This is a genomic window from Kushneria sp. AK178 (assembly GCF_053903105.1).
The window spans coordinates 3,027,603-3,039,373 of sequence record NZ_CP096381.1; the positions used below are offsets into that span (position 1 = coordinate 3,027,603).

General features: G+C 59.5%; 10 protein-coding genes. All 10 read right to left on the bottom strand.

Annotation, left to right across the window (positions count from 1 at the left end):
• Positions 1 to 26: 26 nt before the first annotated feature.
• Positions 27 to 854, bottom strand: coding sequence for a 50S ribosomal protein L2 (gene rplB, locus M1D97_RS13920; RefSeq protein WP_456268318.1), 828 nt, complete (start codon positions 852 to 854; stop codon positions 27 to 29).
• Positions 855 to 870: 16 nt separating this feature from the next.
• Entirely contained in the window at positions 871 to 1,167 is a 297-nt protein-coding gene (gene rplW, locus M1D97_RS13925; RefSeq protein WP_086620792.1) for a 50S ribosomal protein L23, read from the bottom strand.
• Positions 1,164 to 1,772, bottom strand: coding sequence for a 50S ribosomal protein L4 (gene rplD, locus M1D97_RS13930; RefSeq protein WP_456268319.1), 609 nt, complete (start codon positions 1,770 to 1,772; stop codon positions 1,164 to 1,166). The genes rplW and rplD overlap by 4 nt, the downstream gene beginning before the upstream one ends.
• Positions 1,773 to 1,785: 13 nt before the next feature.
• Positions 1,786 to 2,424, bottom strand: coding sequence for a 50S ribosomal protein L3 (rplC, locus tag M1D97_RS13935; protein ID WP_456268320.1), 639 nt, complete (start codon positions 2,422 to 2,424; stop codon positions 1,786 to 1,788).
• 142 nt (positions 2,425 to 2,566) lie between these two features.
• Positions 2,567 to 2,878, bottom strand: a complete 312-nt coding sequence (rpsJ, locus tag M1D97_RS13940) for a 30S ribosomal protein S10 (RefSeq protein WP_090130883.1) — start codon at positions 2,876 to 2,878, stop codon at positions 2,567 to 2,569.
• Between the two features lie 171 nt (positions 2,879 to 3,049).
• On the bottom strand, positions 3,050 to 4,243 hold the full coding sequence (gene tuf / locus M1D97_RS13945; RefSeq protein WP_456268321.1) for an elongation factor Tu: 1,194 nt from the start codon (positions 4,241 to 4,243) through the stop codon (positions 3,050 to 3,052).
• A gap of 30 nt (positions 4,244 to 4,273) precedes the next feature.
• The gene (gene fusA, locus M1D97_RS13950) at positions 4,274 to 6,391 is read right to left on the bottom strand and encodes an elongation factor G (protein ID WP_456268322.1); all 2,118 of its coding nucleotides are present in this window, start codon (positions 6,389 to 6,391) and stop codon (positions 4,274 to 4,276) included.
• Between the two features lie 48 nt (positions 6,392 to 6,439).
• On the bottom strand, positions 6,440 to 6,910 hold the full coding sequence (gene rpsG, locus M1D97_RS13955; RefSeq protein WP_456268323.1) for a 30S ribosomal protein S7: 471 nt from the start codon (positions 6,908 to 6,910) through the stop codon (positions 6,440 to 6,442).
• A 110-nt stretch (positions 6,911 to 7,020) separates the two neighbouring features.
• Positions 7,021 to 7,395 (bottom strand): 30S ribosomal protein S12, encoded by a 375-nt coding sequence (rpsL, locus tag M1D97_RS13960; protein WP_090130873.1) that lies wholly within the window; start codon positions 7,393 to 7,395, stop codon positions 7,021 to 7,023.
• Between the two features lie 140 nt (positions 7,396 to 7,535).
• Positions 7,536 to 11,750, bottom strand: coding sequence for a DNA-directed RNA polymerase subunit beta' (gene rpoC, locus M1D97_RS13965; protein ID WP_456268324.1), 4,215 nt, complete (start codon positions 11,748 to 11,750; stop codon positions 7,536 to 7,538).
• Between the last annotated feature and the right edge of the window lie 21 nt (positions 11,751 to 11,771).

An 11,771-nucleotide genomic window follows, 5' to 3' on the forward strand; every position in this document is an offset into this window, starting at 1 on the left:
ACTGATGTTTGGCCTTGCGGCACCGTTTATCTGGCTTTGCGACGACGCACGATAAGCTTGTCGGTACGCTTGTTCTTGCGCGTCTTGTGACCCTTGGTCGGAATACCCCAGGGGGTTACCGGATGACGGCCACCACTGGTACGACCTTCACCACCACCGTGCGGGTGATCCACCGGGTTCATCGCAACGCCGCGAACTGTCGGGCGTACGCCTCTCCAGCGCTTGGCACCGGCCTTGCCGAGCTGCCCGAGGCTGTGCTCGGAGTTGCCGACCTCGCCCAGCGTGGCGCGGCATTCCGCCAGGATGCGACGCATTTCACCGCTGCGCAGGCGCACGGTGGCATAGTTGCCTTCACGTGCTACCAGCTGAGCACTGGTACCGGCGCTGCGTACAAGCTGGGCACCCTTGCCGGGCTTGAGCTCGATGCAGTGAATGGTCGAACCCACCGGCACATTGCGCAGCGGCAGAGCGTTGCCCTGACGAATCGGGGCATTGACACCCGATTCCAGGCGATCGCCTTCTGCAACACCCTTGGGGGCAATGATGTAACGGCGTTCACCGTCCATGTACTTCAGCAGTGCGATGTGGGCACTGCGATTCGGATCGTACTCGAGACGCTCGACGATGGCGGGTACGCCATCCTTGTTGCGCTTGAAGTCCACCAGACGATAGTGCTGGCGATTGCCACCACCCACGTGCCGGGTAGTGATACGACCGTAATTGTTGCGTCCACCCGAGTGCGACTGTGCTTCGGTCAGTGCCGCGTACGGACGACCCTTGTACAGCCCTTCGGTAACGACCTTCACCTTGTGGCGACGGCCGGCGGACGTTGGTTTTGTCTTGACTACTGCCATGATCCGTTCTCCTGCCTCACTCGGCGCCGGTGAAGTCTTCGAGCGTTTCGCCCGCAGCCAGGGTGACGTAGGCCTTGCGATAGCCGCTGCGATGACCTTCACCGCGGGCGTTGCGCTTGACCTTGCCCTTCATGTTCAGGACCTGGACGCTGTCGACCTTCTTTTCAAAAAGCGCTTCTACGGCTTTCTTGATTTCGGGCTTGGTAGCATCACTGGCGACCTTGAAGACGTACTGGTTACGCTCTGCAGCGTAAGCCGCCTTTTCGGTCATGTGCGGACCAAGCAGCACCTGGAATACGCGTTCCTGATTCATGCCAGCTTCTCCTCGAACTTGCGGAGGGCGGGTACGGTCATCAGCACCTTGTCGTAGGCAATCAGGCTGACAGGATCCGCGCTCGACGCTTCGATCACGTCCACATTGGGGATGTTGCGAGCGGCCAGATAAAGATTCTGATCCAGCTCATCAGTCACGATCAGCACCCTTTCCAGACCGAGCTCGGAAAGACGACCGACCAGCTGTTTTGTCTTCGGGCTGTCTACCGTGAAGGCATCAACGGCGACAAGACGCTCCTGACGCACGAGCTCCGAAAGGATGGAGCGCATGGCAGCGCGATACATCTTGCGGTTGACCTTCTGGGAGTGATCCTGCGGACGCGCCGCAAAGGTCACGCCGCCGGTACGCCAGATCGGCGAACGGATGGTACCGGCACGAGCACGACCGGTGCCCTTCTGACGCCACGGCTTCTTGCCGCCACCGCGAACTTCAGAACGGTTTTTCTGTGCACGAGTACCCTGGCGCGCACCTGCCATGTAGGCAGTCACGACCTGGTGTACCAGCGCCTCGTTGAATTCCTTGCCAAAGGTCTCGTCGGAAATCTCGACGGCTCCGGCTCCTGCACCTGCAAGATTGAGATTCATCGTTACCTACCCCTCAGCGAGCTTTGACAGCGGTGCGCACGATCACATCGCTACCGGCAGCGCCGGGAACGGCACCCTTGACCAGCAGCAGATTGCGTTCGGCGTCAACACGGACGATTTCAAGGCTCTGAACGGTGACACGCTCGTTACCCATCTGACCGGCCATCTTCTTGCCCTTGAAGACGCGACCCGGCGTCTGGCACTGGCCGATGGAACCCGGAGCGCGATGCGCCAGGGAGTTACCGTGGGTGTTGTCCTGCGTGCGGAAGTTCCAGCGCTTTACTGAGCCCTGGAAGCCCTTGCCCTTGGACGTACCAGTGACGTCAATGAGCTGGCCTGCTTCGAAGAGGGATACGGTGAGCTCGCTTCCAGCCTGCGGATCTTCCTCGCCTTCGGCAAGACGAAACTCCGCCAGGAAACGACCGGCCTCGACACCTGCACTGGCATATTGCCCGGCGATTGCCCTGGTGAGGTGCTTGGCCTTGCGCGAGCCTGCGGTTACCTGAACGGCACGGTAGCCATCGGACTCGAGAGTCTTGATGCGCGTGACGCGGTTGGGCTCGACTTCAATAACGGTTACCGGCACGGATGCGCCGTCTTCGGTGAAGATGCGGGTCATGCCGCTCTTCTTACCGACCAAACCGATAGACATGTTCAGTCTCCTTTAGTGTACGGGGCTATCACCCGCTATGGCTGCCCTTTCCAGAGCATTCCACTAGCACATTGTGTGACGCCATCACGGCGTGAGCGGCTGGACCAGGTCCCTGAATGCCGCGTAAGTGACTAGTGTTGGGTTAATCAACCTTGATCTGGACGTCTACACCAGCTGCCAGATCAAGCTTCATCAGGGCATCAACCGTTTTCTCGGTCGGCTCAACGATATCCAGCACACGCTTGTGGGTACGGATCTCATACTGATCGCGCGCGTCCTTGTTGACGTGCGGTGAAATCAGGATGGTATAGCGCTCGCGCTTGGTCGGCAGCGGAATCGGACCGCGAACCTGCGCGCCGGTGCGCTTGGCAGTATCCACAATTTCCTGTGCAGACTGATCGATGAGACGATGATCAAAGGCTTTCAAGCGAATGCGAATTTTCTGGTTCTGCATTACCCGGGACTCCAGGGAAATTCAAGACGATGTCGGACGCCGATGGGCGCCTGACCGCCTACGCACGTCTCAAAAGGATGCGCATTATAGGCAGGCACTCGCTCAGAGTCAAACATGCATATGACAAAGGGGCCTCCGGACGGAGGCCCCTTTAGATTTCGAGCAATGGAATCACTCGACGATCTTGGCGACAACACCGGCGCCAACGGTACGACCGCCTTCGCGAATGGCGAAGCGCAGACCGTCTTCCATGGCGATCGGGGCAATCAGGGTAACAACCATCTTGACGTTGTCGCCCGGCATGACCATCTCGACACCTTCCGGCAGTTCACAGGTACCGGTAACGTCGGTAGTACGGAAGTAGAACTGCGGACGGTAGCCCTTGAAGAACGGCGTGTGACGACCGCCCTCTTCCTTGGACAGGATGTAGACTTCGGACTCGAACTTGGTGTGCGGCTTGATGCTGCCCGGCTTGGCCAGAACCTGACCACGCTCGACATCATCACGCTTGGTGCCACGCAGCAGCGCACCAACGTTTTCACCGGCACGACCTTCGTCGAGCAGCTTGCGGAACATCTCGACACCGGTAACGGTGGTCTTGACGGTGTCCTTGAGGCCGATGATCTCGACTTCTTCACCTGTCTTGACGATACCGCGCTCAACACGACCGGTGACAACGGTACCACGACCGGAGATGGAGAAGACGTCCTCGATCGGCATCAGGAACGGCTGATCGATGGCACGCTGCGGCTCGGGGATGAACTCGTCCATGGCGCGAACAAGGTTGGCAACAGCGGTGGTGCCCATGCCGTTGTCGTCCTTGCCGTCCAGCGCCATCAGGGCGGAACCGATGATGATGGGCGTGTCATCGCCCGGGAAGTCGTACTCGGACAGGAGTTCACGAACTTCCATTTCGACCAGCTCGAGCAGCTCTTCGTCATCGACCATGTCCGCCTTGTTCAGGAAGACAACGATGAACGGAACGCCAACCTGACGAGACAGCAGGATGTGCTCACGAGTCTGCGGCATCGGGCCGTCGGCTGCGGAACAGACCAGGATGGCACCGTCCATCTGGGCGGCACCGGTGATCATGTTCTTGACATAGTCAGCGTGCCCGGGGCAGTCAACGTGCGCGTAGTGACGGACTTCGGACTGGTACTCAACGTGGGCCGTCGAGATCGTGATACCACGCTCGCGCTCCTCGGGAGCGTTGTCGATGGTATCGAAGGCACGCCAGTCACCACCGAATACCTCGGCGGAAACACGTGTCAGGGCTGCAGTCAGCGTAGTCTTGCCATGGTCAACGTGACCGATGGTGCCTACGTTTACGTGCGTCTTGGAACGTTCAAATTTTTCCTTGGCCACTGCTATAACCTCTTTGTCAGCTAACGGTTATCATTTCTGGTTGATGACGGCTTCGACGATGCTGGACGGTGCCTCATCGTACTTCGCAAACTCCATGGAGTAGCTTGCGCGGCCCTGGGTCTGAGAACGCAGATCGGTCGCGTAACCGAACATCTCACCCAGTGGCACAATGGCGCGGATGACCTGGCCTGCGCTGGTGTCATCCATGCCCTGAACAAGACCACGCCGACGGTTGAGGTCGCCCATGACGTCACCCATGAATTCTTCCGGGGTGACCACTTCAACACTCATCATCGGCTCGAGCAATACTGCTCCGGCCTTGCGTGCGCCCTCCTTGATCGCCATCGAAGAGGCAACCTTGAAGGCATTCTCATTGGAGTCAACGTCGTGATAGGAACCATCAAACAGCGTGACCTTGACGTTGATCATCGGGTAACCGGCGATGACACCGTTCTGCAGCTGCTCAAAGGCACCCTTTTCGACGGCCGGCACGTACTCCTTGGGAACCACACCGCCCACGATTTCGGAGTTGAACTTGAAGGTCAGCTCCGGGTCATCGCCGCGATCGGCATCCGTCATGGGTTCGATACGCAGATAGACGTGACCGAACTGGCCGCGACCGCCCGACTGGCGTACGAACTTGCCTTCCTGCTCGACACCGGACTTGATCGTCTCGCGATAAGCCACCTGCGGCTTGCCGATGTTGGCCTCGACCTTGAATTCGCGACGCAGGCGGTCCACAAGAATGTCCAGGTGAAGCTCGCCCATACCGGAGATAATGGTCTGCCCGGTCTCTTCATCGGTCTTGACGCGGAAGGACGGATCCTCCTGAGCCAGTTTGCCCAGTGCAGTCCCCATCTTCTCCTGGTCGGCCTTGGACTTGGGCTCTACCGCAACCGAAATAACCGGTTCGGGGAACTCCATGCGCTCCAGCACGATCTTGGAGTTGGGATCACAGAGCGTGTCACCGGTGGTCACGTCCTTGAGCCCGACACAGGCGGCAATGTCGCCGGCGTAGACCTGCTTGATTTCCTGACGGCTGTTGGAGTGCATCTGAACGATACGACCAACACGCTCGCGCTTGTCCTTCACCGAGTTATAGATCTGGTCGCCCGAATTGAGGACGCCTGAATACACGCGGATAAAGGTCAACGTGCCGACAAAGGGGTCGGTCGCGATCTTGAATGCCAGCGAGGAGAACGGCGCACTGTCATCGGCTTCACGGGTCTCGATGGTACCTGCAGCGTCATCGAGCTCACCCTCGATCGCCTTGACCTCGGTCGGCGACGGCAGGTACTCGATGACCGCGTCCAGCATGGCCTGCACGCCCTTGTTCTTGAACGCAGAGCCGCAGGTGACCAGCACGATCTCGTTGTCCAGCGTACGACGACGCAGACCGGCCTTGATCTCTTCGATGGAAAGATCGCCCTCTTCGAGATACTTTTCCATCAATTCTTCAGAGGCTTCGGCGGCGGCTTCGAGCATGTGCTCGCGCCATTCCTGAGCGGTCTGCTGAAGCTCGTCGGGAATGTCGACCAGGTCATAGGTCATGCCCCTGTCGGCTTCATTCCAGGCGATGCCCTTCATCTGCAGCAGATCGATAACGCCCTTGAAGTTATCTTCCGCTCCCCAGTTGATCTGGATGGGAACGGCATTGGCGTTCAGACGCTTGCGCATCTGCTCGACGACCATGAAGTAGTCGGCGCCCACGCGGTCCATCTTGTTGACGAACACCATGCGGGGAACTTCATACCGGTTGGCCTGACGCCAGACGGTTTCGGTCTGCGGCTGCACACCGGAGCTGCCGCACAGCACGACGATCGCACCATCAAGAACACGCAGGGAACGCTCGACCTCGATGGTGAAGTCAACGTGCCCCGGGGTGTCGATGATGTTGATGCGGTGCTCATCGAACTGCTGATTCATGCCGCGCCAGAAGCAGGTCGTTGCAGCGGAGGTGATGGTGATACCACGCTCCTGCTCCTGCTCCATCCAGTCCATGACGGCAGCGCCTTCATGAACTTCCCCGATCTTGTGGGAAAGGCCCGTATAAAAGAGCACGCGCTCGGTCGTCGTTGTCTTGCCGGCATCAACGTGGGCGCAGATACCGATATTGCGGTAGCGCTTGAGAGGAGTCTTGCGTGCCACGATAGCGTATCCTGTAGTTGGAAGCGCCTTCGCTGGAAGGCGTTTCTATTAGAAGCGGTAGTGAGAGAAAGCCTTGTTGGCTTCTGCCATACGGTGGACGTCTTCACGCTTCTTGACAGCAGCACCCTTGCCTTCGGCAGCATCCATCATCTCACCGGCCAGCCGTTGCACCATGGTCTTTTCACCACGATTGCGTGCGGCATCTACCATCCAGCGCATGGCCAGTGCCTGACGACGAGAGGGACGGACTTCAACGGGCACCTGATAGGTAGCACCGCCAACACGACGTGATTTGACCTCGACCATAGGCTGGATGGCTTCCAGAGCCTTGTCGAAGATGCCCAGCGGCTCATCATTGGAGCGTTCGGCGACGCGATCCAGCGCACCGTAGACGATGCGCTCGGCCGCGGACTTCTTGCCGCTGATCATCAGATGGTTCATGAACTTGGCCAGGCGCTCGCTTCCGAACTTGGGATCCGGCAGGATTTCGCGCTTCGCCGCAATACGTCTTCTAGGCATGATAAGCCCTCAGTCAGAAGAGTCTTTCAGGTAAACCCGGGACCAAACACCTTCAGGGTGCGCTGCCCGGCCTTACTCTTATCAGACCGTGTAAATTGTGTCGGTACCGATCAGGACTTCGGCTTCTTGGTACCGTACTTCGAACGTGCCTGCCGACGGTTCTGAACACCCGAGGTATCCAGCGCACCGCGTACCGTGTGATAGCGCACACCCGGAAGGTCCTTGACTCGGCCGCCGCGGATCAGAACCACGGAGTGTTCCTGAAGGTTATGGCCTTCACCGCCGATATACGAAGACACTTCGTAACCGTTGGTCAGGCGAACACGACAGACCTTACGAAGCGCCGAGTTCGGCTTCTTCGGCGTTGTTGTATAAACGCGCGTGCAGACACCGCGGCGCTGCGGGCAGGCCTGAAGCGCGGGGACGTCGCTTTTGGCCTGCTGGCGCTTGCGGGGCTTGCGCACCAGCTGATTAATCGTTGCCATAAAAGGCTCGCTCCAATGATGATGATACAAAACAGCAGGGACAGGACGCACCTGCCCCTACTGTTAAAGGCTGCGAATTCTAAGGGTTCGCCTGCAAGAGCGTCAAGTCCTGCGCCTCGTGGCGCAGAACCCTTCGTCCCTTAAAGATCGTCGTCAGCATCCAGCGCGGTCAGATGCTCGCCCAGCTGCTGTTCGACATCGTAGGCCGAAGGATGCGGATCGTGCGCGGCACCCTCCTTCCTGCGACGACGTTCGGCATGGTGGGTCAGGCCGGTTCCTGCCGGGATAAGGCGACCAACGACCACGTTTTCCTTCAAACCGCGCAGATAATCGCGCTTGCCGGTCACGGCTGCTTCGGTCAGCACTCGCGTGGTCTCCTGGAAGGAGGCGGCCGAAATAAAGGACTCGGTAGCCAGCGACGCCTTGGTAATGCCCAGCAGAACACGGTCGTATTTGGCCGGGAACTTCTCCTGCTCCTGCAGTCGTGCATTCTCGGCCAGAACGCGGACCAGCTCCACCTGATCACCCGGAATCAGCGTGCTGTCACCGGCATCGATGATCTCTACCTTGCGCAGCATCTGACGCACGATGACCTCAATGTGCTTGTCGTTGATGCCGACGCCCTGCAGTCGATAGACGTCCTGGATCTCAGCCGTGATGTACTTGGCCAGCTCGCTGACCCCCAGCAGACGCAGGATGTCATGCGGATTGCTCGGGCCATCGGAGATGACCTCACCGCGCTCGACGGTTTCACCCTCGAAGACACCGATCTGACGCCACTTGGGAATCAGCATTTCGATCGGATCGCCATCGTCCGGCGTAATCATCAGGCGACGCTTGCCCTTGGTTTCCTTGCCAAAGGTAATGGTACCCGTGGCTTCAGCCAGCACCGCGGCTTCCTTGGGCTTGCGCGCCTCGAACAGGTCGGCGACACGCGGCAGACCACCGGTGATGTCCTTGTTGCCGGACGCTTCTACCGGAATACGGGCGACTACCTCACCGATGCCGATTGCCGAGCCGTCATCGACGGAGACCACCGCATTACCCGGCAGCATGTACTGTACCGGCGTATTGGAGCCCGGCAGGGAGACCGCTTCGCCACGCTCGTCCTGCAGCATGATCATCGGGCGCTTGTCGCGGCCCGAGGTCGGACGGTTACCCGACTCGATCACCTCGATGGAGGACAGACCGGTCATCTCATCAACACTTCTGTTGATGGTGACGTTCTCTTCCATGTCGGTGAACTGAACGCGACCTTCCACTTCCGAGACGATCGGATGGGTGTGGGGATCCCACTTGGCCACGACCTGACCCGACTCGACAAAATCACCGTCCTTGATGGACAGCTCGGCCCCGTAGGGCAGCTTGTAGTACTCACGCTCGCGGCCATGCTCATCGGCCACGGCCAGAGCACTCGAACGCGAGACCACCACCAGCTTGCCGTCGCTGCGCTCAACATGCTTCATGTTGTGCAGACGTACCTTGCCGCCGTGCTTGACCTGGACACTGTCCACGGCCGAGGCACGCGAGGCCGCACCACCGATGTGGAAGGTACGCATGGTCAGCTGGGTACCCGGCTCACCGATCGACTGTGCCGCGATGACACCCACCGACTCACCGACATTGACCACATGGCCGCGGGCCAGATCACGGCCGTAGCAGGAGGAGCAGACGCCGTGCGCGGTTTCACAGGTGATGGTCGAGCGAACCACAATCTCATCGACACCCATGGTATCGAGACGGTTGCACCAGGCTTCATCCAGCAGGGTATTGCGCGGAATCAGCACTTCCTGTGTTTCCGGATCCACTACATCACGTGCTACCACACGACCCAGCACACGCTCGGCCAGCGACACGATGATGTCGCCACCCTCGATGACCGGATGCAGGGTCAGGCCCTCTTCCGTGTCACAGTCGGCCTCGGTCACGACCACGTCCTGAGCCACATCGACCAGACGACGCGTGAGATAACCGGAGTTGGCCGTCTTCAGTGCCGTATCCGCCAGACCCTTACGGGCGCCGTGCGTCGAGATGAAGTACTGCAGTACGTTCAAGCCTTCACGGAAGTTGGCCGTGATCGGCGTCTCGATGATCGAGCCATCCGGCTTGGCCATCAGGCCACGCATACCGGCCAGCTGACGGATCTGGGCGGCGCTACCACGCGCACCGGAATCCGCCATGATGAAGACGCTGTTGAACGATTCCTGCTCGACCTCGTTGCCCTCGCGATCGGTCACCATCTCCTTGGAGATGCCGGTCATCATGGCGCGGGCCACCTTGTCATTGGCCTTGGACCAGATGTCGATGACCTTGTTGTACTTCTCGCCGGCCGTCACGAGACCCGAGGAGAACTGGTCCTCGATCTCCTTGACCTCCTCCTCGGCCGACTCGATGATCTCCTTTTTGGAGTCGGGGATCACGAAGTCGTTGACACCGATGGACGCCCCGGACCAGGTCGCCAGGCGGAAGCCGGTATACATCAGCTGGTCAGCAAAGATGACCGTTTCCTTCAGCCCGACCAGCCGGTAGCCGGCGTTGATCAGCTGGGAGATCGCCTTCTTCTTCATCGGGCGATCCACCATATCGAACGGCATGCCGCGCGGTATGATGCGGAACAGCAGTGCACGACCGACCGTGGTGTCCTTGACCGACACCTGCTCGACAAGTTCGCCACTCTCTTCATCGCGCGACCATTCGCTCAGACGCACCCGGATGCGGGCGTGCAGGGCCACGCTCTGGGTACCAAAGGCACGCTCGACCTCATTGAGATCCGAGAAGGCCATGCCCTCGCCCTTCGCACCGATGCGCTCGCGGGTCATGTAGTAAAGACCCAGCACGACATCCTGCGACGGCACGATGATAGGATCACCGTTGGCCGGAGACAGTACGTTGTTGGTCGACATCATCAGCGCACGCGCTTCGAGCTGGGACTCCAGCGTCAGCGGTACGTGCACGGCCATCTGGTCACCGTCAAAGTCGGCGTTGTAGGCCGCACAGACCAGCGGGTGCAGCTGAATGGCCTTGCCCTCGATCAGCATCGGCTCAAAGGCCTGGATGCCCAGACGGTGCAGCGTCGGTGCGCGGTTAAGCAGTACCGGATGCTCGCGGATGACGTCGGCAAGAATGTCCCATACCTCGGGCATTTCGCGTTCGACCATCTTCTTGGCCGCCTTGATGGTCGAGGCCTGGCCGCTCCCCTGCAGCTTCGAATAGATGAACGGCTTGAACAGCTCGAGCGCCATCTTCTTGGGCAGACCGCACTGGTGCAGACGCAGCGTCGGCCCCACGGTAATGACCGAGCGACCGGAGTAGTCGACACGCTTGCCCAGCAGGTTCTGACGGAAGCGCCCCTGCTTGCCCTTGATCATGTCGGCCAGCGACTTCAACGGACGCTTGTTGGAGCCCGTAATGGCGCGACCGCGACGGCCGTTGTCCAGCAGGGCATCCACCGACTCCTGCAGCATGCGCTTTTCGTTGCGCACGATGATATCCGGGGCCGACAGGTCCAGCAGACGCTTGAGACGGTTGTTACGGTTGATCACACGACGATAGAGGTCGTTGAGATCGGAAGTGGCAAAACGGCCGCCATCCAGCGGTACCAGCGGCCGCAGATCCGGCGGCAGTACCGGCAGCACTTCCATGACCATCCAGCCCGGATGATTGCCCGAGCGATAGAAGGCTTCCAGCAGCTTGAGGCGCTTGGAGAGCTTCTTGATCTTGGTATCCGAATTGGTCTGGGGGATCTCTTCACGCAGACGCTCGATCTCTTCACCCAGATCGATATCGGACAGCAGGGCCTGAACGGCTTCGGCACCCATGCGGGCATCAAAGTCGTCACCGAACTCTTCGAGGGCTTCGAAATACTGCTCGTCGTTGAGCAGCTGACCGCGCTCCAGCGTGGTCATGCCCGGGTCGATGACCACAAAGGATTCGAAATAGAGCACACGCTCGATATCACGCAGGGTCATGTCCAGCAGCAGACCGATGCGCGACGGCAGTGACTTCAGAAACCAGATGTGGGCGACCGGCGAGGCCAGCTCGATGTGACCCATCCGCTCGCGGCGTACGGAGGCCTTGGTGACCTCAACGCCACACTTTTCGCAGATAATGCCGCGGTGCTTCATGCGCTTGTACTTGCCGCACAGGCACTCGTAATCCTTTACCGGACCAAAAATCTTGGCACAGAACAGGCCATCGCGTTCCGGCTTGAACGTTCGATAGTTAATGGTCTCGGGCTTTTTGACCTCGCCAAACGACCAGCTGCGGATCATGTCCGGAGAAGCAAGCGAGATCCGAATGGCATCAAATTCTTCGGACTGCGCCTGCGATTTAAGAACTTTGACCAGATCTTTCATGGGGTCGGCTCCGTTGCGGAG